Annotated in this window: 21 protein-coding genes; 16 read left to right on the forward strand and 5 right to left on the reverse strand. The window is 71.9% G+C overall.

What is annotated here, in order from left to right; genetic code table 11:
• The first annotated feature begins 103 nt into the window (after positions 1 to 103).
• From shc to ACWDVB_RS19580, 7 genes are all read left to right on the forward strand, one after another.
• Positions 104 to 2,107 (forward strand): squalene--hopene cyclase, encoded by a 2,004-nt coding sequence (gene shc, locus ACWDVB_RS19550; RefSeq protein WP_451518237.1) that lies wholly within the window; start codon positions 104 to 106, stop codon positions 2,105 to 2,107.
• Entirely contained in the window at positions 2,107 to 2,760 is a 654-nt protein-coding gene (locus ACWDVB_RS19555; RefSeq protein ID WP_451518236.1) for a phosphorylase family protein, read from the forward strand. The genes shc and ACWDVB_RS19555 overlap by 1 nt, the downstream gene beginning before the upstream one ends.
• Before the next feature lie 5 nt (positions 2,761 to 2,765).
• Positions 2,766 to 3,788: an adenosyl-hopene transferase HpnH gene (hpnH, locus tag ACWDVB_RS19560; RefSeq protein ID WP_451518246.1), complete on the forward strand. Its 1,023-nt coding sequence runs from the start codon at positions 2,766 to 2,768 to the stop codon at positions 3,786 to 3,788.
• Between the two features lie 26 nt (positions 3,789 to 3,814).
• Positions 3,815 to 5,725: a 1-deoxy-D-xylulose-5-phosphate synthase gene (dxs, locus tag ACWDVB_RS19565; protein ID WP_451518235.1), complete on the forward strand. Its 1,911-nt coding sequence runs from the start codon at positions 3,815 to 3,817 to the stop codon at positions 5,723 to 5,725.
• Positions 5,722 to 7,107: an aspartate aminotransferase family protein gene (locus ACWDVB_RS19570; RefSeq protein WP_451518234.1), complete on the forward strand. Its 1,386-nt coding sequence runs from the start codon at positions 5,722 to 5,724 to the stop codon at positions 7,105 to 7,107. The genes dxs and ACWDVB_RS19570 overlap by 4 nt, the downstream gene beginning before the upstream one ends.
• 65 nt (positions 7,108 to 7,172) lie before the next feature.
• A complete protein-coding gene (locus ACWDVB_RS19575) occupies positions 7,173 to 7,799 on the forward strand; it encodes a helix-turn-helix domain-containing protein (protein WP_451518233.1) in 627 nt (208 codons plus the stop codon).
• Positions 7,796 to 7,978, forward strand: a complete 183-nt coding sequence (locus tag ACWDVB_RS19580) for a DUF6126 family protein (protein ID WP_451518232.1) — start codon at positions 7,796 to 7,798, stop codon at positions 7,976 to 7,978. Before ACWDVB_RS19575 ends, ACWDVB_RS19580 begins: the two co-directional genes overlap by 4 nt.
• Before the next feature lie 20 nt (positions 7,979 to 7,998).
• Here the strand turns inward: ACWDVB_RS19580 and ACWDVB_RS19585 are convergent, their stop codons facing one another.
• On the reverse strand, positions 7,999 to 8,805 hold the full coding sequence (locus ACWDVB_RS19585; RefSeq protein WP_451518231.1) for a tyrosine-protein phosphatase: 807 nt from the start codon (positions 8,803 to 8,805) through the stop codon (positions 7,999 to 8,001).
• A 182-nt stretch (positions 8,806 to 8,987) separates the two neighbouring features.
• Here ACWDVB_RS19585 and ACWDVB_RS19590 point away from each other — a divergent pair, with 182 nt between their 5' ends.
• Positions 8,988 to 11,111: an alpha-galactosidase gene (locus tag ACWDVB_RS19590; protein WP_451518230.1), complete on the forward strand. Its 2,124-nt coding sequence runs from the start codon at positions 8,988 to 8,990 to the stop codon at positions 11,109 to 11,111.
• Positions 11,112 to 11,196: 85 nt separating this feature from the next.
• Positions 11,197 to 12,003 carry an SGNH/GDSL hydrolase family protein gene (locus ACWDVB_RS19595; protein WP_451518229.1) on the forward strand — a complete coding sequence of 269 codons (807 nt, stop codon included), beginning with the start codon at positions 11,197 to 11,199 and terminating at the stop codon, positions 12,001 to 12,003.
• 89 nt (positions 12,004 to 12,092) lie between these two features.
• Here ACWDVB_RS19595 and ACWDVB_RS19600 read toward each other — a convergent pair whose 3' ends face one another.
• Together ACWDVB_RS19600 and ACWDVB_RS19605 are read right to left on the reverse strand one after the other, a co-directional pair.
• On the reverse strand, positions 12,093 to 12,707 hold the full coding sequence (locus tag ACWDVB_RS19600; protein ID WP_451518228.1) for a TetR/AcrR family transcriptional regulator: 615 nt from the start codon (positions 12,705 to 12,707) through the stop codon (positions 12,093 to 12,095).
• Positions 12,708 to 12,755: 48 nt separating this feature from the next.
• Entirely contained in the window at positions 12,756 to 13,325 is a 570-nt protein-coding gene (locus ACWDVB_RS19605; protein ID WP_451518227.1) for a carboxymuconolactone decarboxylase family protein, read from the reverse strand.
• 175 nt (positions 13,326 to 13,500) lie between these two features.
• Here ACWDVB_RS19605 and ACWDVB_RS19610 point away from each other — a divergent pair, with 175 nt between their 5' ends.
• The 6 genes from ACWDVB_RS19610 (at position 13,501) to ACWDVB_RS19635 (ending at position 18,828) form a co-directional block, all read left to right on the forward strand.
• Positions 13,501 to 14,724, forward strand: coding sequence for an MBL fold metallo-hydrolase (locus ACWDVB_RS19610; protein WP_451518226.1), 1,224 nt, complete (start codon positions 13,501 to 13,503; stop codon positions 14,722 to 14,724).
• A gap of 394 nt (positions 14,725 to 15,118) precedes the next feature.
• Positions 15,119 to 16,816 carry a sensor histidine kinase gene (locus tag ACWDVB_RS19615; RefSeq protein ID WP_451518225.1) on the forward strand — a complete coding sequence of 566 codons (1,698 nt, stop codon included), beginning with the start codon at positions 15,119 to 15,121 and terminating at the stop codon, positions 16,814 to 16,816.
• Between the two features lie 105 nt (positions 16,817 to 16,921).
• Positions 16,922 to 17,356, forward strand: coding sequence for a roadblock/LC7 domain-containing protein (locus tag ACWDVB_RS19620; RefSeq protein ID WP_223778127.1), 435 nt, complete (start codon positions 16,922 to 16,924; stop codon positions 17,354 to 17,356).
• Positions 17,357 to 17,358: 2 nt separating this feature from the next.
• On the forward strand, positions 17,359 to 17,730 hold the full coding sequence (locus ACWDVB_RS19625) for a DUF742 domain-containing protein (protein ID WP_451518224.1): 372 nt from the start codon (positions 17,359 to 17,361) through the stop codon (positions 17,728 to 17,730).
• Positions 17,708 to 18,301 (forward strand): GTP-binding protein, encoded by a 594-nt coding sequence (locus ACWDVB_RS19630; RefSeq protein ID WP_451518223.1) that lies wholly within the window; start codon positions 17,708 to 17,710, stop codon positions 18,299 to 18,301. Before ACWDVB_RS19625 ends, ACWDVB_RS19630 begins: the two co-directional genes overlap by 23 nt.
• Positions 18,298 to 18,828: a GAF domain-containing protein gene (locus tag ACWDVB_RS19635; protein WP_451518222.1), complete on the forward strand. Its 531-nt coding sequence runs from the start codon at positions 18,298 to 18,300 to the stop codon at positions 18,826 to 18,828. Before ACWDVB_RS19630 ends, ACWDVB_RS19635 begins: the two co-directional genes overlap by 4 nt.
• Before the next feature lie 19 nt (positions 18,829 to 18,847).
• Here ACWDVB_RS19635 and ACWDVB_RS19640 read toward each other — a convergent pair whose 3' ends face one another.
• Entirely contained in the window at positions 18,848 to 20,746 is a 1,899-nt protein-coding gene (locus ACWDVB_RS19640) for a DUF2264 domain-containing protein (protein WP_451518221.1), read from the reverse strand.
• Between the two features lie 227 nt (positions 20,747 to 20,973).
• Entirely contained in the window at positions 20,974 to 23,493 is a 2,520-nt protein-coding gene (locus ACWDVB_RS19645; RefSeq protein ID WP_451518220.1) for a polysaccharide lyase 8 family protein, read from the reverse strand.
• Between the two features lie 264 nt (positions 23,494 to 23,757).
• Between ACWDVB_RS19645 and ACWDVB_RS19650 the strand changes: the two genes are divergently transcribed.
• Positions 23,758 to 24,942 (forward strand): Gfo/Idh/MocA family protein, encoded by a 1,185-nt coding sequence (locus ACWDVB_RS19650; protein ID WP_451518219.1) that lies wholly within the window; start codon positions 23,758 to 23,760, stop codon positions 24,940 to 24,942.
• The last annotated feature ends 122 nt before the right edge of the window (positions 24,943 to 25,064 follow it).

A 25,064-nucleotide genomic window follows, 5' to 3' on the forward strand; every position in this document is an offset into this window, starting at 1 on the left:
CGGGGAGTGACCCCCGGACCACCAGGCAGTCGCCGGCCGGCGCCCAGCGCGCCGGCCGACGGCGGACCCAGAGCAGAGGAACCGACTGCACGAAGGGGAAGCCATGACAGCGACGACCGACGGAAGCACCGGAGCGGTGACGCCCCGCGCGGCCTCGGCCAGCCAGCCGATCGACACGATCGCCGCGACAACCGGCGCACGGGACGCCGCCGCGCGCGCCATACAACGCTCGACAGAGTTCCTGCTCTCCCGGCAGGACGCCCAGGGCTGGTGGAAGGGCGACCTCGAAACCAATGTGACCATGGACGCCGAGGACCTCCTCCTGCGGCAGTTCCTCGGCATCAGGGACGAGCGCACCACCCGCGCCGCCGCGCTCTTCATCCGCGGCGAACAGCGCGACGACGGCACCTGGGCCACCTTCTTCGGCGGACCCGGCGAACTCTCCACCACCATCGAGGCGTACGTAGCGCTGCGCCTGGCCGGTGACCGGCCCGACGACGCGCACATGGCGAAGGCCGCCGCGTGGATCCGGGCCCGGGGCGGCATCGCCGCGAGCCGGGTCTTCACCCGCATCTGGCTCGCCCTGTTCGGCTGGTGGAGCTGGGACGACCTGCCCGAACTCCCGCCGGAACTCCTCTACTTCCCCAAGTGGGTCCCGCTCAACATCTACGACTTCGGCTGCTGGGCGCGGCAGACGATAGTGCCGCTCACCGTCGTCTCCGCCCAGCGGCCCGTGCGCCCGGCGCCCTTCGCCCTGGATGAGCTGCACACCGACGCGAGCGCCCCGAACCCGGCCAAAGCGGCGGCCGCCGCGGCGAGTTGGGACGGCGTCTTCCAGCGGCTCGACAAGGCGCTGCACGTCTACCGCAAGGTCGCACCGCGCCGGCTGCGCAAGGCCGCGATGAACAGCGCCGCCCGCTGGATCATCGAGCGCCAGGAGAACGACGGCTGCTGGGGCGGGATCCAGCCGCCCGCCGTCTACTCGATCATCGCGCTGCACCTGCTCGGCTACGACCTCGACCATCCGGTCCTGAAGGCCGGGCTCGACTCGCTCGACCGGTTCGCCGTGTGGCGCGAGGACGGCGCCCGGATGATCGAGGCTTGCCAGTCGCCCGTCTGGGACACCTGCCTCGCGACGATCGCGCTCGCCGACGCCGGACTGCCCTCCGACCACCCGCAGCTGATCAAGGCGGCGGACTGGATGCTGGGCGAGCAGATCGTGCGGCCCGGCGACTGGTCGGTGCGCAGGCCCGAACTGACGCCCGGCGGCTGGGCGTTCGAGTTCCACAACGACAACTACCCCGACATCGACGACACCGCCGAGGTCGCCCTCGCGCTGCGCCGGGTCGCGCACCCGGACAAGGAGCGCCTGGAGAACGCCATCGGGCGCGGGGTGCGCTGGAACCTCGGCATGCAGTCAAAGAACGGCGCCTGGGCCGCGTTCGACGTCGACAACACCAGCCCCTTCCCCAACCGGCTGCCGTTCTGCGACTTCGGCGAGGTCATCGACCCGCCGTCCGCCGATGTCACCGGGCACGTCGTGGAGATGCTCGCCGTCGAGGGCATGGCCCACGATCCGCGCACCCGGCGCGGCATCGAGTGGCTCCTCGCCGAACAGGAGCCGAACGGTGCCTGGTTCGGGCGCTGGGGCGTCAACTACCTGTACGGCACGGGGTCGGTGGTGCCCGCGCTGATCACGGCCGGGCTGCCCGCCTCGCACCCCGCGATCCGCCGCGCCGTGCACTGGCTGGAGTCGGTGCAGAACGACGACGGCGGCTGGGGCGAGGACCTGCGCTCCTACCGTGACCGGGGCTGGATCGGCCACGGCACATCGACCGCCTCACAGACCGCCTGGGCGCTGCTCGCCCTGCTCTCGGCGGGTGAGCGCGAGGCCAACTCCGTGGAGCGCGGCATCACCTGGCTCGCCGCGACACAGCGCGCGGACGGCTCCTGGGACGAGCCGCACTTCACCGGCACCGGCTTCCCCTGGGACTTCTCCATCAACTACCACCTCTACCGGCAGGTGTTCCCGCTCACCGCCCTCGGCAGGTACGTCAACGGCGAGCCGTTCGCGGGCGGACCCGGGCACCCCGCCAAGGGCAGCTGATGGCCGGGTCCCCGGCCCGGCGGCCGGGCCCCGCACCGCTGCTGATCGCCTGCGCGCTCGGCATCGAGCGCCTCGCCCTGCGCACCGGCGACCGCGGCGGGGCCCCGGAGGCGATGACCGTGCTGCGCACCGGCATGGGCGCCGCCAACGCCGAGCGCGCCGTCGGCGGGGCGCTCGGCACCGCGCCGCTGCGGGACGCGGCCGTCCTGGCCACCGGCTTCTGCGCGGGCCTGGCCCCCGGCATGCACCCCGGCGACCTCGTCGTCGCCGCGGAGACCAGGGACGCACGCGGCACCACCCCCTGTACGGGGACGGAACTGCTGGTCAAGGAGCTGGTGCGGGCCCTGCCCGGACGCACCGTGCACACCGGCCCGCTCACCGGCTCCGACCACGTCATCCGTGGCCCCGAGCGCCGCGGCCTGCTGGCCACCGGCGCGATCGCCGCGGACATGGAGTCCGCCGCGACGCTGCACTGCGCCGCGCGCGCCGGGCGGCGGCCCGTTGCGGCCGTCCGGGTGGTCGTGGACGCCCCACAGCACGAACTCGTCCGCATCGGCACGGTGCGCGGTGGAATATCAGCTTTCCGCGTTCTCCGTGCCGTGCTTCCCGCTTTCTTCGAATGGCACCGATCTTCTCTGCTCCCCTGGAGGTGAGCCAGATGGCCATGCCGCTGCGCCAGACCATCAAGGTCGCTACATATCTCTTTGAACAGAAGCTCCGCAAGCGTGACAAGTTCCCACTGATCGTCGAGTTGGAACCGCTCTTCGCGTGCAATCTGAAGTGCGAGGGATGCGGGAAGATCCAGCACCCGGCGGGTGTCCTCAAGCAGCGCATGCCGGTGGCCCAGGCCGTGGGCGCCGTGCTTGAGTCCGGTGCGCCGATGGTGTCCATCGCAGGCGGCGAGCCGCTGATGCACCCACAGATCGACGAGATCGTACGGCAATTGGTGCAGAGGAAGAAGTACGTCTTCCTCTGCACCAACGCCATGCTGCTGCGCAAGAAGATGGAGAAGTTCCAGCCCTCTCCGTACTTCGCGTTCGCCGTGCACATCGACGGAATGCGGGAGCGGCACGACGAGTCCGTCGCGAAGGAGGGTGTGTTCGACGAGGCGGTGGAGGCCATCAAGGAGGCCAAGAAGCGCGGATTCCGGGTCACCACCAATTCGACGTTCTTCAACACCGACACCCCGCAGACCATCATCGAGGTCCTGAATTTCCTCAATGACGAGCTGCAGGTCGACGAAATGATGCTCTCGCCCGCCTACGCCTATGAGAAGGCGCCCGACCAGGAACACTTCCTGGGTGTCGAGCAGACCCGCGAGCTTTTCAAGAAGGCCTTCGCGGGCGGCAACCGGCGGCGCTGGCGGCTGAACCATTCGCCGCTCTTCCTGGACTTCCTGGAGGGCAAGGCGGACTTCCCGTGCACCGCCTGGGCGATCCCGAACTACTCGCTCTTCGGCTGGCAGCGCCCCTGCTACCTGATGAGCGACGGTTACGTCCCCACGTACCGGCAGCTCATCGAGGAGACCGACTGGAACAAGTACGGCCGCGGCAAGGACCCGCGCTGCGCCAACTGCATGGCGCACTGCGGCTACGAGCCGACCGCCGTCCTCGCGACCATGGGCTCCCTCAAGGAGTCCCTGCGCGCCGCCCGCGAGACCGTCGCCGGAAGCCGCGGCTGACGAACGATCCAGAGAGGGGCCCGAGCATGACCATTCTCGACACCATTCGAGGGCCGCGCGACCTGAAGCCGCTGACCGGAGCGCAGCTCGGCCGACTGTCCGAGGAGATCCGGGAGTTCCTGGTGCACGCGGTCGCCAGGACGGGCGGTCACCTCGGGCCCAATCTGGGGGTGGTGGAACTCTCCATCGCCCTCCACCGCGTCTTCGAGTCGCCCGTCGACCGCATCGTGTGGGACACCGGCCACCAGAGCTACGTACACAAGCTCCTGACGGGGCGCCAGGACTTTTCCAAGTTGCGCGGCAAGGGAGGCCTGTCGGGCTATCCCTCACGCGCCGAGTCCGAGCACGACATCGTCGAGAACAGCCACGCCTCCACCGCGCTCGGCTGGGCGGACGGCCTCGCCAAGGCGCGTCAGGTACTCGGCGAGCGGGGCCATGTGGTCGCCGTCATCGGGGACGGCGCGCTCACCGGAGGCATGGCGTGGGAGGCGTTGAACAACATCGCCGCGGCGAAGGACCGGCCGCTGATCATCGTCGTCAACGACAACGAACGCTCCTACGCCCCGACCATCGGCGGCCTCGCCAACCACCTCGCGACGCTGCGCACGACCGACGGCTATGAGCGGGTCCTCGCCTGGGGCAAGGAGATACTCCAGCACACACCCGTCGTCGGACAGCCGCTCTACGAGTCCCTGCACGGCGCCAAGAAGGGGTTCAAGGACGCTTTCGCGCCGCAGGGCATGTTCGAGGACCTGGGGCTCAAGTACGTGGGGCCGATCGACGGGCACGACATTGGTGCCGTCGAGTCGGTGCTGCGGCGCGCGAAACGCTTCCACGGCCCCGTCCTGATCCACTGCCTCACCGAGAAGGGGCGCGGCTACGAACCCGCGCTCGCCGACGACGCCGACCGCTTCCACACCGTCGGCGCCATGGACCCGCTCACCTGCGAACCCCTCGCGCCCGCCGGAGGGCAGTCCTGGACCTCCGTGTTCGGGGACGAGATCGTCCGCATCGGCGCCGAGCGCGAGGACGTCGTCGCCATCACCGCCGCCATGCTGGAACCGGTCGGCCTCAAGAAGTTCGCCGAGGCCTATCCCGACCGGGTGTGGGACGTCGGCATCGCCGAGCAGCACGCGGCGGTGTCGGCCGCCGGACTCGCCACCGGCGGCCTCCACCCGGTCGTCGCCGTCTACGCCACCTTCCTCAACCGCGCCTTCGACCAGCTGCTGATGGACGTCGCGCTGCACCGCTGCGGGGTGACGTTCGTGCTCGACCGGGCCGGGGTCACCGGCGCGGACGGCGCCTCGCACAACGGCATGTGGGACCTGTCGATCCTCCAGGTCGTGCCCGGCCTGCGGATCGCCGCGCCGCGCGACGCCGACCAGCTGCGGGCGCAGCTCCGGGAGGCGGTCACGGTGGACGACGCGCCGACCCTCATCCGCTTCCCCAAGGAGTCGGTGGGGCCCGCGGTTCCCGCCGTGGACCGGATCGGCGGCATGGACGTGCTGCTCCAGGACCCGGACCCGCAGGTGCTGCTCGTCGCGGTCGGCGTGATGGCGCCGGTGTGTCTGCGGGCCGCCGAGCTGCTCCAGGCGCGCGGCCTGCGCTGCACCGTCGTCGACCCCCGCTGGGTCAAGCCGGTCGACGCCGAGCTGCCCGCGCTCGCCGCGCTCCACCGGGTCGTGGCGGTCGTCGAGGACAACAGCCGGGCCGCCGGCGTCGGCGCCGCGGTCGCGCTCGCCCTCGGGGACGCCGAAGTGGACGTACCCGTACGCCGGTTCGGCATCCCCGAGCAGTTCCTCGCGCACGCCAAGCGCGGCGAGGTCCTCGCGGACCTGGGGCTCACGCCGGTCGAGATCGCGGGACGGATCAGCGCCACCCTGGCGGTCAAGGACAGCGCGGGGGAGCAGGGCTCAGGCAAGGAGTTCGACGTATGACCCAGGAGTTCGACCTCGGCAGGCTCCTCGCCGAGCGGGGCGCCGAGCGGTACGAACTGCACGCCCGGCACCTCAACCACCAGCTGCCGCGCATGCTGCACACCATCGGCTTCGACAAGGTCTACGAGCGGGCCGAGGGCGCGTACTTCTGGGACGCGGAGGGCAACGACTACCTCGACATGCTCGCGGGCTTCGGGGTGATGGGCATCGGTCGGCACCACCCCGTCGTACGCAAGGCGCTGCACGACGTCCTGGACGCCTCGCTCGCCGACCTCACCCGCTTCGACTGCCAGCCGCTGCCCGGCCTCCTCGCCGAGCGGCTGCTCACGCACAGCCCGCATCTGGACCGGGTGTTCTTCGGCAACAGCGGCACGGAAGCCGTCGAGACCGCGCTCAAGTTCGCCCGGTACGCGACGGGCAAGCCGCGGGTGCTGTACTGCGCGCACGCCTTCCACGGGCTGACCACCGGGTCGCTGTCCGTCAACGGCGAGAGCGGCTTCCGGGACGGCTTCGCGCCCCTGCTGCCCGACACCGCCGTGCCGCTCGGCGATCTGGACGCGCTGCACGAGGAGCTGAGGAAGGGCGACGTCGCCGGGCTCATCGTCGAGCCCATCCAGGGCAAGGGCGTGCACGAGACACCGCCCGGATACCTGCGCGCCGCCCAGGAGTTGCTGCACCGGCACAAGGCACTGCTGATCGCCGACGAGGTGCAGACCGGCCTCGGCAGGACCGGTGACTTCTACGCCTACCAGCACGAGGACGGCGTCGAGCCGGACCTGGTCTGCGTCGCCAAGGCACTGTCGGGCGGCTATGTGCCCGTCGGCGCCACCCTCGGCAAGGACTGGATCTTCAAGAAGGTCTACTCGTCGATGGACCGGGTACTCGTCCACTCGGCGAGCTTCGGGTCCAACGCGCAGGCCATGGCGGCGGGCCTCGCCGTCCTCGCCGTCATGGAGGACGAGAAGGTCGTCGACAACGCCCGGGTGACGGGGGAGCTGCTCAAGTCCAGGCTCGCCGCGCTCGTCGACCGCTATGAACTGCTCAGCGAGGTGCGCGGCCGCGGCCTCATGGTCGGTATCGAGTTCGGGCGGCCCAGGTCGCTGAAGCTGCGCGGCCGCTGGACGATGCTGCAAGCCGCCCGCAAGGGGCTCTTCGCCCAGATGGTGGTCGTACCGCTGCTGCAGAAGCACCGCATCCTGACCCAGGTCTCCGGCGACCATCTGGAGGTCATCAAGCTGATCCCGCCGCTGACCGTGGGGGAGCGGGAGGTGGACCGCTTCGTCGGGGCCTTCACCGCCGTCATGGACGAGGCGCACAGCGGGGGCGGGCTGATGTGGGACTTCGGCAGGACGCTGGTGAAGCAGGCCGTCGCCAACCGCTGAGCGGCCGTTTTTGCCTCTCGGGCAAAAAGTTTGCCCGAGAGGCAACCCTCTGGCTCAATCGACGTATGAGCACCGCCGAGCCCGACGAGCCGTCCCAGGCGGCCGACGCGCTGCCCGCCGTAGCGCCCCAGCTGCGCGAGTTGCGCCGCCGCGCCTCCCTCACGCTGGAGACCGCCGCCCGCACCGCGGGGCTCTCGCCCGCCCATCTGTCCCGCCTGGAGACCGGGCAGCGCCAGCCCTCGCTGCCGATGCTGCTCACGCTCGCACGTGTCTACGGTACGACGGTCTCCGAACTGCTCGGAGAGACGGTCGCCGACCGGGACTCGGTCGTCCGCGCCGCGGAGATGGAGCCGACCCGGGCGGGCGGCTGGACCTACTGGCAGGCGGGCGCCCCGGGCCGTGGCATGCAGGCACTGCGCGTGCACGTCCCGTACGGGGCGCAGGGCGACATCGTGCGCGTCCACCCGGGCGAGGAGTGGCTGTACGTACTCACGGGGCGGCTGCGGCTGCGCCTCGGGGACACCGCGCACCTCCTGGCGCCGGGGGACAGCGCGCACTTCGACTCGCTGACCCCGCACCGGATCGCCGCCGCCGACCGGGGCGGCGCCGATCTCCTCTTCGTCCACACCTTGCTGCAGAGCCCCGCCACCGTGCTGTGCCTCGGCGGCCCCACCCAGGGAGAACCGACATGACGGAATCCGACCCGCAGGAACCCCGGATACCCCAGGCCCCGAAGCGGCCCGCCGAGAACACGATGGAGGAGAAGCTCCCGCGGACGCTCTGGATCCGGCTGTTCATCTATGTGGCGGTGGGCCACGTCTTCGCGGCCTTCATCTACCTGCTGTTCGAACTGGGCGCACAGAACAAGTAGGGACCAAGCAGGGACCCGCCTCAGTCGAGGAGGCGCTCGCGGAGCCGCTCACGGGTCTCGGGGGACACCTTGAGGCCCTCCGAGAGGTACGTGTCCGTGTCGCCCCACGTCTGCTCGATCGTCTCGAAGGCCGCCGCCAGATACTCGGCGCGGGCGTCGAAGAGCGGGTTGAGGAGCTCCATCACCTCGGGGGACATCGCGCTCGGGGAGTCGCTGGTGCGGTGCACCTTGTAGCGGCGGTGCGTCGCGTTCGACTCCAGGTAGTCCGCCTCGATGGCGTCGCGCTCGACGCCGACGGCCAGCAGCGTGACCGCTATCGACAGGCCCGCGCGGTCCTTGCCCGCCGCGCAGTGCATCAGCGCGGGCACGCTGTCCTCGGCGAGCGCGTGCAGCACCCGGCTGTGCTCGGCCGTGCGCTCCTTGATGATCGTGCGGTACGAGGACGACATCCGCTCCGCGGCCTTGCCGTCGGAGAGGATCACGCGCAGCTGGTCGAGATCGCCGTCGCGGACCATCTTCCAGAACTCGGCGCCGTCCGCCGGGTCGGTCAGCGGCAGGTTCATGTTGCGCACGCCCGGCAGCGCGACGTCCGGGCCTTCCAGGCGCTGGTCGGCGGCGTTGCGGAAATCGAAGATCGTGTGCAGGCCCAGCGAGGTCAGAAAGGCCGTGTCGGCCTCGGTGGCGTGCGCCAGGTGGCCGCTGCGGAAGAGCCGCCCGGGGCGGACGCGGCGGCCGTCCACGGTCGGCAGTCCGCCCACATCTCGGAAGTTGCGCACTCCGGCAAGTTCAGGCTCTGACAGCTCTGGCGGCGGGACCTGCTGGGTCACGGGCTCTCCTCAAGGCTCTGCTGCCGGCGCGGCTCGCCGGTGGATGCGCCTTCGACGATACGACACCGGTTCCCCGTGCAATCACCCCTTCGCAGACGTTGCCCGAGCGGCGAGGAGCCGACAAAGATGTGCGTATACGCGCGTGCTTGTGCGGGTCCCGGTACAGCTTCTGCGGGGGTTTGATGATCGAGGTCGGCGCCGACGGTCGTACGTGGCTCCTGTCGGGCCCCACCAGCAGTTACGCCCTCCGCCTCACGGAGCGGGACGAGCTGCTGCACCTGTACTGGGGCGCGCGGATCGCCCTGGCCGACGCCGAGGCCCTGGCGGCCGAGCCGCCGCCGCCGGAGCGGGGCTTCGAGTCGCCGCTCGACGGGCGCGAGGAGTACCCGGTGGAGGGCGGCCCCCGCTTCGTGCGGCCCGCGCTGTCCGTCCGCGACGACACGGTCCGGGGCACCGAGTGGCGCCACACCGGCTCGGCGGCGCACGACGACGAACTCCAGGTGCGCTTCCGCGACCCCCTGCACCATCTCCAGGTCACCCTCACCTACCGCCTGCGCGGCGATGTGATCGAACGGTTCGCCGTCCTCACCCACGAGGGCGACCACCGCACCCGGCCGCTGGAGCTGCTGCGCGCCGACTCCGCCACCTGGACGCTGCCGCGGCGCGAGCGCTGGCGCCTGTCCCAGCTGCACGGCCGCTGGGCGGCGGAGTCACGGCTGGTGCGGTCCGACATCACGTACGGCGAGAAGACCATCGGCAGCAGGCGCGGGCACACCGGGCACCAGCATCTGCCCTGGGTCGCGCTCGACGCGGAAGGGGCGGGCGAGGAGCACGGCGAGGTCTACAGCTGCGCGCTCGCCTGGTCGGGGTCGTGGCGGATCGCCGTGCACCAACTGCCCGACGGCGTGGTGCAGATCACCGGCGGGCTGGGCCACGACGACTCCGGCGCCACCGTCCTCGCACCCGGCACGGCGACCGTCACACCCGTCTTCGCCGGCCTGTGGAGCGGGGACGGCTTCGGCGGCGCGAGCCGGGCCTGGCACGCCTACCAGCGCGAACACGTCATCCCCGGCGCGGACACGGTGCGGCCCGTGCTCTACAACTCCTGGGAGGCCACCGGCTTCGACATCTGCGAGGAGCAGCAGCGGGCGCTCGCCCACAAGGCCGCGGGGCTCGGCGTCGAGCTGTTCGTCGTCGACGACGCGTGGTTCGGCAGCCGGACCGGCGACCGGTCCGGACTCGGCGACTGGACGCCCAACCCGGACCGCTTCCCGCAGGGCCTCGGGCCGCTCGCCGACGAGGTGCACGGGCTCGGCATGCGGTTCGGGATCTGGGTGGAGCCGGAGATGGTCAACCCCGACAGCGACCTCTACCGCGCCCACCCCGACTGGGTGCAGCACCAACCGGGCCGTGCGCGGACGGAGTTCCGCAACCAACTGGTGCTCGACCTCTCGCGCGCGGAGGTGCGCGCGTACCTGTGGCGCAGCCTCCACGAACTCCTCTCCAGCGCCCCCATCGACTACGTCAAGTGGGACTTCAACCGCAGCTTCACCGACGCGGGGCGACCCGGCGGGGCATGCGGGGCGGGCGGCGGCGAGCTGTGGTGGGCCCACGGACAGCACCTGTACGACCTGCTGGACCGGCTGCGCGAGGCTCACCCCACCGTGGCCTTCGAATCCTGCTCGGGCGGGGGCGGCCGGGTCGACCTCGGCATCCTCTCCCGCACCGACCAGGTGTGGACCTCCGACAACACCGACCCGCTGGACCGGCTCGCCATCCAGCACGGCTTCAGCCAGCTGCACCCCGCGCGCGTGATGGCCGCCTGGGTGACCGACAGCCCCAACACCCAGCTCAACGGCCGCGTCAGCTCCATGTGCTTCCGGTTCGTGAGCGCCATGGCCGGGGTGCTCGGCATCGGCGGCGACCTCGGCCGGTGGAGCGGGAGCGAGCTCGCCGAAGCGCGCGACTGGGTGGACCTCTACAAGGAGATCAGGCCCGTCGTCCAGCTCGGCGACCTCTACCGGCTGCGCCCGCCGGAGGGCGGCCTCAGCGCCGTCCAGTACGTCCGCGGCGACGAGGCGGTCGTCCTCGCCTGGCTCCAGGCGCAGGCGTACGGGGAGGAGCCGGCGCCGGTACGGTTGCGCGGCCTCGACCCCTCGGCGTCGTACGCGTGCCGGGACACGGGGGAGACGTACCGGGGCGCGGTGCTCCTGCGCCGTGGGCTGCGGACCGGGCTCAAGGGGGACCTGGACGCGGGGGTGTTCCGGCTGCGGCGGGTGGGCGGTGCTTATTCCGGCTTTGGGTGAATCTTGACCGGTGGCTTATCTCACCCATCGTCAACCCCTCCCTACGGTGGCGTAGGTCACTTAGGGAGGTGAAAGATGTGGTTCCGTGAGCGCAGAGTCGACAACCTTCAGCAAGTACCCCATCAACAACGGCGTATTCAACTCCTACGCAGCGGTCGGCGACAGCTTCACCGAAGGCGTGGGTGACCCGGGACCTGACGGTACGTTCGTCGGGTGGGCCGATCGCCTCGCCGTCCTGCTGGACGACCGAGTGCCCGAGCACACCTTCCGGTACGCCAACCTCGCCGTGCGCGGCAAGCTCCTCGACCAGATCGTCGCGGACCAGGTGCCGCGCGCCAAGGAGCTGGCCCCCGACCTCGTGACCTTCTGCGCGGGCGGCAACGACATCATCCGCCCCGGCACCGACCCCGACGAGGTCGCCGAGCGCTTCGAACGGGCCGTCGCCGACCTCACGTCGGCGGTCGGCACCGTGATGGTGACCACCGGGTTCGACACCCGCGGCGTCGCGGTCCTCAAGCATCTGCGCGGCAAGATCGCCACGTACAACATGCACGTCCGCGCGGTCGCCGACCGCTACGGCTGCCCCGTGCTCGACCTGTGGTCCCTCAAGACCGTCCAGGACCGCCGCGCCTGGGACGGAGACCGGCTGCACCTCTCCGCCGAGGGGCACACCCGCGTGGCGCTGCGCGCCGCCCAGGTCCTTGGTCTGGAGGTGCCCGCGGACCCCGACCAGGCCTGGCCGCCACTGCCGCCACGCGGCACGCTGGACCTGCGGCGCGACGACATCCACTGGGCGCGGGAGTACCTCGTCCCGTGGATCGGCCGACGCATCCGCGGAGAGAGCTCGGGCGACCATGTGGAGGCGAAGCGGCCGGACCTGCTTCCGCTCTAGGGGGCGTCTCTTCGGTCGTCGCGGGCCCTCGAAGACCGAAGAGGCACCCCCTGGCGCTCAACGGGTGGGCGGCGGGCGGAGTCCAGGAGCTACGCCGCCGTCAACTCCCCGTGCCCCAGGCCCAGTTCGCGGGCCAGGGCCTCGTCCGCCCATCTGCGGGCCCGGACGCGGGGGAGTGATCCCTCGTAGGCCGTCATCTGGACGGCGAGGCCGTCCAGGAGCGCGGTGAGGCGCAGGGCCGTGCCCATGGGGTCCTCGCAGCGGAACTCGCCCGCGGCGGAACCCTCCGCTATGACCTCGGCCAGTGCCGCCTTCCACTGTTCGTCGAGGTCCCGGGTCACCGCGCGTAGCGTCGGCTCGCGCAGGGCCGCGGACCAGCCCTCTATCCACAGCCGCCAGCCCTTGGCCTGGCCGGTCGGCGCGTACCACCGCACGGCCGCGCGCAGCCGGCGCACCGCCGACGTGCGGCGGCCCAGAAGCTTGCGGAGCCGGGTCAGATCGCGCCGCGCGGCATGCTCGAAGGCCGCGGCGACGAGCTTCTCCTTGGACGAGAAGTGGTAGAGCACCAGCGCGTTGCTCACCCCGAGGGCCGCCGCGACATCGGCGATCCGCACGGCGGCGACGCCTCGCTCCTCGATCTGTTCGACGGTGGCGACGAGCATCTCCGCCCGCCGCTCCGCCACGCTCAACCGCACCCCTGTCACGCCGTGCACCCTACCCACGCCCACGTGCGCCCCCGAACCGCCACCGCCTCACCTGGCGGTCGTACGCGGCAGACCGCGCAGGTCACAGGAGTCCTTGAAGCCCTGACTCGTCAGGCCGAGCGCAGAATTGAAGCGGGAGCGGTAGTTCTCCACGGCGACCATCGCGGTCAGCTCGACGAAGGCGGGCTCGCCGAGGCGGGTGCGCAGACGGTCGGCGAGATTGTCCTCGACGGTGGGCGGGTTCGCGGTCATCGCCTCCGCGTACTCCATGACGTCGCGCTCCAGCGGGCTGTAGGCGTCGCTCTCCCGCCAGGCCGGGACGTCCCGCAGCTTCTGGGGGTTCATACCGCGCTTGTGCGACTCCCAGTACCCGAAGTCCATGCACCAGGAGCAGCCGATCGAGGCGGCCGACGCCATCACGGCGAGCTCCTTGAGATCGGTGTCCAGCTTGTTCCACTTCGCCACGCCCTGCTCGAAGCGGAGGTAGGACCAGAGGGCGCGCGGGTTGTGGGCCATGGCCTTGCCGGGGTCGAGGACCTTGCCGTAGGTGCGCCTGGAGTACCACTCCATGACGCGGAAGAAGAGCGTGCGGCGGGGGGCGAGCGAGACGCGGGCCATGGGGCCACCTCCGATGTCGTGCTCCGGTGGCGGTCACCGGATCACTGATGCGACGGATCGGGGCACCGGGAATGTGACATCCGGCCGCCCGGTACGTCACATCAGGCCTCCTGGAATGTGGCATCGCGGACGGTGGACATAATGGGAGGCCTGTCCACTCCCTTCAGGAGGTCCCGTGTCCCGGTCCCTGATTCCCGGGCTCCGCTCCCTGCGGTCGCCCGCCTTCGGAGCGGATCCGGTGGGTCCGCGGCTGGCGCGGATCCGCAGGTCGCCGAATTTCTCCGTGGCCGACGGGTCCTTCCAGAACCCCGTGGGGGCGCGGATCAGGCCGGCGGGGTCCACCATGGAGCTCGCCAAGATCTACTTCCGCAAGGAGGAGCGCGTACGCCGCGGCCCCGCCGGCATGGTCCCGGTGCACGCCACGACCCTCGCCGACCTCGCCAGGCCGCCGGCCGGCGGCCTGCGGATCACCTGGATGGGCCACTCCAGCGTCCTCGCCGAGATCGACGGGCGGCGCGTGCTCTTCGACCCGGTGTGGGGCGAGCGGTGCTCGCCGTTCTCCTTCGCGGGACCCAAGCGACTGCATCCCGTGCCGGTGCCGCTGAAGGCCCTCGGCCCGGTCGACGCCGTCGTCGTCTCACACGACCACTACGACCATCTGGACATGCCCACCATCAAGGCGCTGGCCGGTACGGACACCGTGTTCGCGGTGCCGCTCGGCGTCGGCGCCCACCTGGAGCGCTGGGGCGTGCCCGCGGGCCGGCTCCGCGAGCTGGACTGGCACGAGTCGGCGGAGGTGGCGGGGCTGACCCTGACGGCGACGCCCGCGCGGCACTTCTGCGGCCGCGGCCTGCGCAACCAGCAGCACACGCTCTGGGCCTCCTGGGTGGTCGCGGGGCCCGAACACCGCGTCTACCACAGCGGGGACACCGGCTACTTCCCCGGCTTCCGCGACATCGGTGCCGAGCACGGCCCGTTCGACGTCACGATGGTCCAGATCGGCGCGTACAGCCACTTCTGGCCGGACATCCACATGACGCCCGCGGAGGGCATGCGGGCCCACCTGGACCTTCAGGGAGGGCGGCCGCGGGGTCTGATGCTGCCGATCCACTGGGGGACGTTCAACCTCGCCCCGCACCCGTGGTCGGAGCCGGGCGAGGGCACCCTGGCCGCGGCGCGCCGCGAGGGCGCCGCGATCGCGTTGCCCTGCCCCGGTGAGCCCTTCGAACCCGGGGCGGCGACCGTGCCCACCGCGCCCTGGTGGCGCGGCGTCGCCGTCGTGCCGGACGGCGGCTGGCCCGAGCAGGCGGCGGACGCGGCCGAGGAGGCTGCGGCGGCGGACAGGCCGCGGGCCACGACGACGGGCAGCGGGGAGCCGGAAGCGGCGCCCGTCGCCTGACCCTCGCGCCCGCACGGGCGGCATCCGCGCCCCGGCCCTCTTCGGCCGGGGCGTCTTCTTATGCTTCTTATGCGGCCCGGTTATGCGGTGACACGGCCCCGGGGCGCACCGGCGTCCTTCTCGCGCCTCGGGTGGTTCGGACCCGCGTACGACCCGAATCGGACCCTCGTACGAAGCGTCATACCGGAGTGGGACGCAGCCCCGCCGACTTTGTCAACTGCCCACCGCACGCGCGGCGTTGTTGACTACCGTGAGTGGCCGTCGGGCGACGCAGGGATCACGGCGCAGGCTTGCCATCGCGACCTGCCGGCCGGCACGGCGCTGCCGAAACCATGCCGCACAACAGGAGTCGGGCCGCCCGCTGGAGCCCCGTCGCAACGTACCGAGGACACAGATGTCGCATCTACGCGCACCGGCCGCCCGCGCAGACCGCCGTGAGGGCGGACGGCACGGCAGGCCCGGGAGCCGGGCCGCCACGGCCCTGCCCGAGACCCATATACGGCCCCGACTCCTGCGCATCGCGGTGCTGCCCGCCGTCGCCGTCGGGCTCAGCGCCTGCGTGGCCGTCCTGTTCACGCTGCGGTCGACCGGCGTCCGGCCCGCACCCGTCCTGCTCGCCGTCCTCGCCGCCGCGGCACTCGTCGGCCTCACCGGCATCGTCGTCGCCGCCGTGGCGGCCGACCGCGCCGCCAGGTCCGTACGCGACCGGGTCGGCGCCCTGCGCCGCGCCACCGCGCGCGGCCAGGCCGAACTGCGCGGTGTCGTGGAGCAGTTGCGCCGGGGGGATCAGCCGCCCGCGCGCGGGACGCCGCCCCAGGCCCGGCCGGGCGGCGACGAGTTCGATCAGCTCGCCGACGAGCTGACCCGCGCCCAGGACGTCGCCCTCGGCGCCGTCGTACAGGCCGCCCAGCTCTCCAGCCACGCGGGCAGCGAGCAGAAGGTCGAGGTCTTCGTCAACCTCGCCCGGCGCCTGCAGTCGCTGGTGCACCGCGAGATCTCCCTGCTCGACGAGTTGGAGAACGAGGTGGAGGACCCCGAGCTGCTCAAGGGCCTCTTCCACGTCGACCACCTCGCGACCCGCATCCGCAGGCACGCCGAGAACCTCGCCGTCCTCGGCGGCGCCGTCTCGCGCCGCCAGTGGAGCAATCCCGTGTCGATGACCGAGGTGATGCGCTCCGCCATCGCCGAGGTCGAGCAGTACTCCCGCGTCAAACTGGTGCCCCCCGTCGACGGCACCCTGCGCGGGCACGCCGTGGCCGACATCATCCACCTGCTCGCCGAACTCGTCGAGAACGCCACCGTGTTCTCCGCCCCGCACACCCATGTCCTGCTCCGCGCCGACCTCGTGACCGCCGGGCTCGCCGTCGAGGTCGAGGACCGCGGCCTCGGCATGCCCCTCGCCGAGCAGAACAAGATGAACCGGCTGCTCGCCGACCCCGACCAGGTGAACGTCGCAAGCCTCCTCCAGGACGGGCGGATCGGCCTCTTCGTCGTCTCCGCCCTCGCCCGCAGACACGGCGTCGCGGTCCGGCTGCACACGAACATCTACGGTGGGGTGCAGGCCGTGCTGATCCTGCCGCAGGAGCTGCTGGGCGCCTCCAGCGACGTACAAGGCGCACAAGCTGTACGGGACGTAAAAGCCGCGCAAGCCGTACGCGATGTACGAGCCGTACGAGCCGTACGCGATGTACGAGATGTAAAGCCTCCGAACGCCGCCGCCCCACCGGCGCCGCGCCAGGAACCCCTGCCCGTGCGCGGCGCCCGGCAGGAACGGCCGACGCCCGCCGACGCCGTCCCCGGCATCCGCCCCGAGGACCGGCAGGCCGCCGCCGAACACGCCGCCGCACCGCTGACCCCCCTCGGCGGCGCCGCCGCGGGCGACCGGGTCGGCAGGCCCCAACTCCCCAAACGGCGCGCGCAGGAACACATCGCACCCCAGCTGCGGGACGCCCCGGCACCGCGCCCCGACAGCGAGCGCCTCGTCGGCCACGACCCGGGTCTGATGGCCGCGTTCCAGCGCGGCATCCATCTGGCCCAGGCGCAGGACGCACGCGACCCCACCCCGCGGGACGGGAGCGAGCAAGGCGACTGACCACCCCGACCAGCACCCATGACGCCCGATCAACCCCCACCAACTCTGCGTCCATCTCCGCGTCCGCAGACCCTCGTACGTCGTACCTCAAGGAGTCGATCCACCATGGCGAGCGATGCGCCGACCGGCCATGTATCCGATCTCGACTGGCTGATGAGCGGCCTCGTGCAGCGCGTGCCGCACACCCGCAGTGCCGTCCTGCTCTCCTCCGACGGGCTCGTGAAGTCGGTGCACGGCCTCGACCCGGACAGCGCCGACCACATGGCCGCCCTCGCCTCGGGCCTCTACTCACTCGGGCGCAGCGCGGGCATCCGCTTCGGGGACGGCGGAGACGTGCGGCAGGTCGTCGTGGAACTGGACTCCACCCTCCTGTTCGTCTCCACGGCGGGCTCCGGCACCTGCCTCGCCGTCCTCGCGGGCCGCGACGCGGACGCCGCCGTCCTCGGCTACGAGATGGCGATGCTGGTCAAGAGCGTGCGCCCGTACTTGATCACCGCGCCCCGGCAGCCCGCCGGGGAACCCGCGCCGATGAGGCGCTGAGCATGGCGGCCCCGCACGACGGGCCCTGGCTCGACGACGCCGCGGGACGGCTCGTCCGTCCCTACACCGTCAGCGACGGACGGACCAGACCGACCACACAACTCGACCTGCTCTCCCAGGTGATGGCCACCGGAGCGACCCCACTCGGCTACCTCGGGCCCGAGCACTCCACGGCCCTCGGCCTGTGCGGGGCCCCGACCTCCGTCGCCGAGATCGCGGCCCAGCTGAAGCTCCCCGCGGTCGTGGCCAAAGTGATCCTCTGCGATCTCCTCGACTCCGGGGCCCTCACCACGAAGGCCCCGGACTTCTACCACAACCCCACTGACCGGTCCCTGTTGGAGGCAGTGCTCGATGGATTACGACGACAGCTCTGACCCCTTCCCCACCGCCCTGAAGATCCTGGTCGCCGGTGGTTTCGGGGTCGGCAAGACGACCTTCGTGGGCGCCGTGAGCGAAATCGCGCCGCTGAGCACGGAGGAACTGCTCACCACGGTCAGCGAGGCCACCGACGACCTGTCGGGCGTCGAGAACAAGACCACGACGACCGTCGCCATGGACTTCGGACGCATCACGCTCGACCCCGAACACGTGCTGTACCTCTTCGGCACGCCGGGCCAGGAGCGGTTCTGGTTCATGTGGGACGAGCTCTCCGAAGGCGCGCTCGGCGCGGTCGTCCTCGCCGACACCCGCCGCCTGGAGGACTGCTTCGCCGCCGTGGACTTCTTCGAACAGCGCGGCATGGGCTTCATCGTCGCGATCAACGAATTCGACGGCGCCCACCGCTACGAACCCGAAGAGGTGCGTTCCGCCATCGACCTCGACCCTCAAGTGCCCGTCGTGCGCTGCGACGCGCGGATCTCCAGCTCCGGCATCCAGACACTCCTCATCCTCGTCAAACACCTCCTCAACCACGCACCGGAGCCGAGCTACGGAGCCCACACGTGAGGTACGACCCGACCGGGCACCTGCTGCTCACCCCCGTCGACAAGGAGGCACCCGCGCGCGTGCGGCGGCTGCGCGCTCTGGGCATCGGGGACCGCGCCGAACCGGCCTTCGACCTCTTCGCGGACCGCCTCGCGGAGCTGACCGGCGCGCCGTACGCGATGGTCAACTTCATCGACGAGAACCGGCAGTTCTTCGCCGGCCTGCACACGGAGGCGGGCAGCGGAATGAGCCGCTACATGGCCCGCGACCACGGCTACTGCCCCCATGTCGTCGTGCGTCGCAAGGCCCTCGTCCTGGAGGACGTGCGTGACTATCCGCGGTTCGCGGGCAACCCCGTCGTGGACGAGATCGGCATCCGCTCCTATCTGGGCGCGCCCCTCCTCGACCGTACGGAGACCGTGCTCGGCACGGTCTGCGTGGTCGACGTCGAGCCGCGCCACTGGGGGAGGGAGGGGCTCGACACGATCAAGACGATGGCCGCGGAGCTGGTCGAGCAGATCCACCGGCGGGAGGAGAGCGGGATCTGACCCGGCCGGGCCGACCGGGTCACAGGCTCAGCTCCGTCCCGTCGGGGAAGCGGACGCGGACGCCGCCGTCGTCGTCCACGGCGCAGGTGACGGACTCCCGCAGCGCCCGGGGGTGGATCGTGTCCCGCGCGAGGGCGACCAGCGTGACGTGCACGCTGTCTCCGCCCGGATGGTTCGGGGAGACCAGGAACGGCGTCGCGGAGTGCGGCCCGTACGCGTTGGCCGCGACCTCACGGGCGATGCCCGCCTCCTCGTCCCAGCCGTGCAGTGCGACAACGGCGCTGGTCAGCCCCGATGCCGTACGGGCGAGCGCCCAGCCGGGGCCGCGTTCGGTGTGCGGCCGCGTCCGGTCCGCCACCGCGTAACCGCCCTCGCGGACGGTCGCGCCCGCCGGGGCCCGCAGCCGGTGCGCACGAATCTCCCACGGGCCGTGCAGAGCGCTCGTCGTCACGACGGGAAACTGCCCCTCCACGCCGGGCAGTCGGGCATCGTGGCGGGAGGAGGCCACCCGGCCCTCGCAGCTCAGCGGGTGGATGCGCAGGCGGCGCGAGGGCGTGCCGTCCGGGGCGAGCAGCGCCAGGTGGCCGTCGACGGCGCGCTCCCACGCGCGCGGGGCGGTCTCGGGGGCCGTCGCCGTCGAGTAGCCGAACTTGGCGTAGTGCGGGTCGTCCTGGGCGGCGCCTTCCAGAGGATTGTGGTCGCTCCCGTGGTTGACCAGGCGCACGATGCCGTCGTGCCGGGTGCCGTGCAGGAGCCAGCCGGGCTGGGGGAGCGCCGTGTACTGGTCGCCCTCCTCCACGGGGAGCGGCAGTTCGCGCTCCGTCCACACCGGGTGGTCGGCGGGCAGCAGCAGGCCGAGGAAGCCCTTGCTCGCCCAGTAAGGCGACGCGGGCCCCGAGTAGGCCTGGGTGGCGGGCAGGAACGTCTCGTACCAGCCGAGCGGCAGCAGCCCCCGCTCGTCGGGCACGCCGCGCTCCACGAAGTGCCTGGCCGTGCCGGAGGCGAGCCGCCGGGTCAGGCCGGGGGCCAGCGGCGTGCAGTCGGCGAGGGCGCCCATCCACACGGGCGCGGCGGCCGCGAAGCGGTAGGTGAGCGAGCGGCCCTGGTGGACGGGGGCGCCGTCGCCGCCGAAGAAGTGCGGGTAGGTGGTGAGGAACCGGGTGAGGCGCTCGCGGTAGACCTCGCCGCGCCCGCCGTCTCCGCCGGGGCCCGCCATCGCCATCCGCGCCCACAGCAGCGGGTACAGGTGCATCGCCCAGCCGATGTAGTAGTCGAAGTTGCGTCCGTCGCCGTCGCTGTACCAGCCGTCGCCGCGGTACCAGTCCTCGATGCGGTCCAGGCCGCCGTCGATGTCGGACTGGCTGTACGGGGCGCCGACCGAGGCGAGGAACTGCTCGGCGACCACCTGGAAGAGGCGCCAGTTGTTGTCCCACGTCTTTGCCCCGACGAACCCGGAGAACCAGTCGACCACCCGCTCCTGGACCCGGGTGTCGAGCCGGTCCCAGATCCAGGGGCGCGTCTCGTGCAGGCCGATCGCGATCGAGGCGGCCTCGACCATCTGCTGGCAACAGTCGGTGAGTTCGGGCCAGCCCTCGCCGCTCCCGCGGTCGGAGCCCGTGCCCGTTGTCAGACCCCGCGCGTAGCGTTCTGTCAGGCGGGGATCCACCTCGCCACCCGCCCCCGCGATCCGGAAGGAGGCCAGCAGAAATGACCGCGCATACCCTTCAAGGCCGTCCGACACCACCCCCGACCAGCTCTGGCGCCCCGGCAGGCGGTACTGCGCGAACCCCGGCGTCGCGTAGGGGACCAGCGCCTCCAACTGCCGGTCGGCGAGCGCCTCCCAGTGCGCCCTGGTCCACCCGGTCAGCGGGGACAGGACGCGGTCGGCGGGCGGCAGGGAGAGGTGTGGGGCGGGCATGGCGGTTCCATACTCCTCTGGGGGTGAGTGGGGGTCAGGGGCGTGTGTCAGGGGGCGGTGCGGGTTGTGGGGCCGTGCGTCAGGGGGTGATGCGGCCGGGGGCTTGTGGGTCAGGGGGTGATGCGGGTCGGGGGTCCGTGCCTGCGGCGCGGTGACGCGGTTGGTCGGGGGTCGTGCCTCGGTGGCGGTGCGGGCACGGGCCGTGCCTCGGACGCGGCGCGTGCGGCTCACTCCAGTTTGGCCGTGTGCGTACGGCCTCGGGAGCCCGTCACGTGGACGGTGACGACGGGACGGCGCCCCGGTGTGACCGTCACCGTGTCGTCGGCGCGGACCACCCTCCGTACGGGGAAGGGCAGTTCGACCGCGAGGGTCGTCCCCGTGCGGCCCGGGTCGGCCACGGCCACCGATACGCCCCGGTGGTCGCGCCGCACCAGGACCGTGCCCGGCCCCGACGCCGTGAGGCCCGCCGCGGTGCCGGGCCGCCAGAAGTGCGCGGCGAGCAGGCCGGTGCGGCGCGCCTCGACGGCCTGGGCGGTCGCGTCGTTGGCCACGATCCGCACCGGCCCGGCGTGCGCCCAGGCGGCGGTCGCGGACGCGCTCGCGCCGGGCAGCAGGACGTACGCGTACGAGGCGTCAGAGGGTGAGGTGCCATGGTCGAGCCACAGCGTCAGATAGCGGCGCGTGACCGGTGTGGTGCCGCCCGCCGTGTCCGCCCCCGTGTTGATGTCCCGCCATCTGCCGGTGCGCTCCTCGCGCAGGGCGCGCAGACCGAGGGCGTCCGCCCGCACGGGGTAGCCGTGGTATCCGGGGTGGCTGGGGGAGCTGGGGAAGACGTAGCCGCCGGTGCCTTCCAGGTGCGCCCACCGGGCGTCGTCGAGGCGCGCGGACCAGCCCTGGTGACCCGGCTGCCGACGGCCGTCCACGGTCAGGGTCCGGGCGGGCCCGGCGGCGGCGTGCAGGTTGCGGTTCTCGACGACCGTCTCGATCGTGCGGCCGTCGCTCGCGCTGATGCCGGCGCCGAGCGCGACGACCACGTTGTCCAGGAAGAACCAGGCATTGTGGGCGCGCAGCGTGCTCCCGTCGGCGAGGAGCTCCATCGCCGCGGCGCCGTAACCGCCGTCGAGGGCCGCGCCGCCCGCCACGGAGTTCTTCGGGCGGTACGTCCCGGTGCCCGCACCGGAGCCGATGTCGGCCCGCGCGCGCGTGTCCACGGTCGTGCCCGGCAGGCGGTACGGATCGACCGTCGCCCAGAAGCCGTCGCCGAACTGCCCGAGGTCGTCGCCGTCGTACAGATACGTCATGCCGTCGCCGGTGTACCAGCCGTGCAGGTTCTCGCCGTTGCCCGCCTCGTACGCGGCGATCCGCTTCGAGGAGAGCGACAGCGTCAGGGCCCAGCCCGGCCGCCGGTGCACCACCCGGTCCATGCCGGCGAACGCGAAGTGCCCGGTGAGCCGGTCGGCGGCCGGGACCGCGGGGTCGTCGAGGACGGCCTTGGCGCGGGCCAGCGCGGGGATGCCGACCAGACCCGGATACGGGGTGGTCGTGTTGCGGCGGACCCAGCCCTTGACGAGCGCCCGCCAGCGCCGCGCGTACGCGTCCGGGGCGCCGGAGGCGAGTTGGAGGATGTGGGAGAGCGCCGCCGCGCCGTCGTTGTGGTCCCGCGCCTTCTCCCGCGACACCGCCCGGCCGCGCAGGGCGTCCATCATCAGCCCATCGAAGATCACCGGCGCGAACGTCCGGTCCACCGCGTCGTACAGCACCGACGTCTTCGGGTCGGTGACCGCCCACGGGGAGTCCGCGAGCAGCGCGATCAGCTGGCCGGCGCTGCCGAGCAGGACACTGCCGTACGTTCCCGTGTACGCGACGGAGCCGTGCTGCACGAACGACCCGTCCTCGTAGAAGCCGTCGCCCGAGGTGACGTACTTGAAAAGGCTGTTCCTGCCGCTGTCCCGCACGTCGGACAGGCCGTCGCGCGCGAGCGCCACCGTGGCCGGGTCCCGGGCGAGCAGACCGCGCAGGGCCACGATCACGGCCTTGTCGGCGCGGTTGGCGCCGGTCTCCGAGAGCGAGGGCGCGTTGGTGCGGCGGTCGGGGTTCGGGCAGAACTTCGCGACCGTCGCCGTGTACGCGGCCAGGTCCCCGGCGGGCATCCGGGCGCGCAGCAGGACGCAGGTGTCCATCAGGGCGCGCGGCGCGCCGATCTCCCAGAACCACCAGTTGCCGGATTCCGGGCGGCCAGGGTGGTAGCCGGTGGAGTGCAGGAAACGCAGGGCGTCCAGCAGCACGTCAGCGGTCTCCGTGCCGCCGCCGAACGATGAGCCGGGCGTCGACCAAGCCATGGCGAGGGTGCGCAGACGGGTGTAGCTCTGGCCGAAGTTGCCGGGCTCCGACGCGGGGGAGAGGTCGGGCCACAGCGCGGTCCTGCCCGCCGAGCGGTCCAACTGCCGCCACAGGGCTGCCGCCTGCGTGTCCAGAGCCTTGAGCGCGGCGGCGAAGTCGGGGTCCGTGACGTCGAACGCGCCGCCGGTCAGCTGGGTCGCGGCGCGGGTCAGCAGCGTGTCGTACGGGGCGTCGGGGTCGGCGGCCGACGCCGCAGTGGCCGACGCCGACGCCGACGCCGCAGTGGCCGACGCCGACGCTGACGCCGACGCCGCCGACACGACTGCGGACGCGGCCCCCGCCCCGGCCGCGGCCGTGAGCAGTGCGCGACGGCTGGGCCCGGTGGAGCCGGAAAGAGGCAGGGGCATGCGAACTCCCAGGGGTGTCGGGGGACACGCGAGGTGATGGCGAGTGCGCGACAGCATGTAAGCGGTTGCTATGCGGCGCAAGAGGGCCGGGAATCTTTCTGCGTCTTTCTGCCGTGGTGGCGGCTCGGCAGGCGGATGCTGCCCGGAGTTACGGGTGTTGACGCGTCGGTAAGCGATTACTACGTTGCCGCTCCATAGCCGAGAAAAGGACCCGACCGGCCGCAACATCCGTACCGCAACATCCGTACAAGTGAAGGGAGTCCCATGACCGACCTCCGCCTCGGCGTTCTCGGCTACGGACTGCGCCGCTCGCTCGCCCGTATCGCCCACCGGCCGGGAGCGGGCTCGCGCGTCACCGCGCTGGCCGAGCACGACGCCGCCGCCCGGGCCGAGGCGGCCGTGGCCTTCCCCGGGGCCCTCATGTCCGGCGACCACCGCAAGGTCGTCGAGGCCACCGACGTCGACGCGATCGTCGTCCTCACCCCCGACCACACCCACGCCGCGCTCGCCTGCGAGGCGCTGCGTGAAGGCAAACCCGTCTTCGTCGAGAAGCCCCTGGAGATCAGTGTCGAGGCGTGCGACGAGATCCTGCGGACCGCGTACGAGACGGGCACGCGCCTGTACGTGGGCCACAACATGCGCCACATGCCCGTCGTCCGGCTGATGCGCGACATCATCGAACGCGGCGACATCGGCGCGGTCAAGACCATCTGGGTACGGCACTTCGTCGGCTATGGCGGAGACTGGTACTTCAAGGACTGGCACGCCGAACGGCGTTACACCACCGGGCTGCTGCTCCAGAAGGCCGCCCACGACATCGACGTACTCCACTGGCTGGCGAACGGCTGCACCCGGCGCATACAGGCCCTCGGCGACCTCATGGTCTACGGCGACAACCCGCACCGCCGCGCACCCGGCGAACCGAAGACCGACGACTGGTACACCAAGGAAGGCCACTGGCCGCCTCACACCCAGCGCGGCCTCAACCCCGTCATCGACGTCGAGGACGTCTCCCTCGTCAACATGCGCCTCGACAACGGCGTGCTGGCCGCCTACCAGCAGTGCCACTTCACCCCCGACTACTGGCGCAACTACACCGTCATCGGCGACGCGGGCCGCCTGGAGAACTTCGGCGACGGCCCCGGAGGAGTGGTCAGAGTGTGGAACGCGCGCCGCTCCGGCCACCGGCCCGAGGCCGACGCCACCTATCCCGTGCCCGACACCCAGGACGACGGCGGACACGGCGGTGCCGACCCGCTGCTCGTCGACGAGTTCGTCCGCTTCGTACGCGAGGGAGGACGCACCGACACCTCACCGGTCGCGGCACGGATGGCCGTGGCGGCGGGCGTGGGCGCGACACAGTCGCTGCGCGACGGCGGCACACCGCGCGAGGTGCCCGGGCTGGACCCGGCCCTCATCGCCTATTTCGAACGCGGCCAGACCCACTGACCCACCAGGCCTGAAGGAAACCTGCGGCAGCGCTTAAGAAATCCTCGATGGACCGGGACGCCTCCTTAAGGAAGATTCCTGTGCCGTCGGAGGAAACAGCGACGTACGACAGGAGCCGTAGC

This window comes from Streptomyces sp. NPDC003379 (assembly GCF_053589195.1).

What these genes read in the sequence shown, in the direction of transcription:
- shc (WP_451518237.1), top strand. Translation starts at nt 104, where the DNA reads ATGACAGCGACGACCGACGGAAGCACCGGAGCGGTGACGCCCCGCGCG.
- ACWDVB_RS19555 (WP_451518236.1), top strand. Translation starts at nt 2,107, where the DNA reads ATGGCCGGGTCCCCGGCCCGGCGGCCGGGCCCCGCACCGCTGCTGATC.
- hpnH (WP_451518246.1), top strand. Translation starts at nt 2,766, where the DNA reads ATGGCCATGCCGCTGCGCCAGACCATCAAGGTCGCTACATATCTCTTT.
- dxs (WP_451518235.1), top strand. Translation starts at nt 3,815, where the DNA reads ATGACCATTCTCGACACCATTCGAGGGCCGCGCGACCTGAAGCCGCTG.
- ACWDVB_RS19570 (WP_451518234.1), top strand. Translation starts at nt 5,722, where the DNA reads ATGACCCAGGAGTTCGACCTCGGCAGGCTCCTCGCCGAGCGGGGCGCC.
- ACWDVB_RS19575 (WP_451518233.1), top strand. Translation starts at nt 7,173, where the DNA reads ATGAGCACCGCCGAGCCCGACGAGCCGTCCCAGGCGGCCGACGCGCTG.
- ACWDVB_RS19580 (WP_451518232.1), top strand. Translation starts at nt 7,796, where the DNA reads ATGACGGAATCCGACCCGCAGGAACCCCGGATACCCCAGGCCCCGAAG.
- ACWDVB_RS19590 (WP_451518230.1), top strand. Translation starts at nt 8,988, where the DNA reads ATGATCGAGGTCGGCGCCGACGGTCGTACGTGGCTCCTGTCGGGCCCC.
- ACWDVB_RS19605 (WP_451518227.1), bottom strand. Translation starts at nt 13,325, where the DNA reads ATGGCCCGCGTCTCGCTCGCCCCCCGCCGCACGCTCTTCTTCCGCGTC.
- ACWDVB_RS19615 (WP_451518225.1), top strand. Translation starts at nt 15,119, where the DNA reads ATGTCGCATCTACGCGCACCGGCCGCCCGCGCAGACCGCCGTGAGGGC.
- ACWDVB_RS19620 (WP_223778127.1), top strand. Translation starts at nt 16,922, where the DNA reads ATGGCGAGCGATGCGCCGACCGGCCATGTATCCGATCTCGACTGGCTG.
- ACWDVB_RS19625 (WP_451518224.1), top strand. Translation starts at nt 17,359, where the DNA reads ATGGCGGCCCCGCACGACGGGCCCTGGCTCGACGACGCCGCGGGACGG.
- ACWDVB_RS19630 (WP_451518223.1), top strand. Translation starts at nt 17,708, where the DNA reads ATGGATTACGACGACAGCTCTGACCCCTTCCCCACCGCCCTGAAGATC.
- ACWDVB_RS19640 (WP_451518221.1), bottom strand. Translation starts at nt 20,746, where the DNA reads ATGCCCGCCCCACACCTCTCCCTGCCGCCCGCCGACCGCGTCCTGTCC.
- ACWDVB_RS19645 (WP_451518220.1), bottom strand. Translation starts at nt 23,493, where the DNA reads ATGCCCCTGCCTCTTTCCGGCTCCACCGGGCCCAGCCGTCGCGCACTG.
- ACWDVB_RS19650 (WP_451518219.1), top strand. Translation starts at nt 23,758, where the DNA reads ATGACCGACCTCCGCCTCGGCGTTCTCGGCTACGGACTGCGCCGCTCG.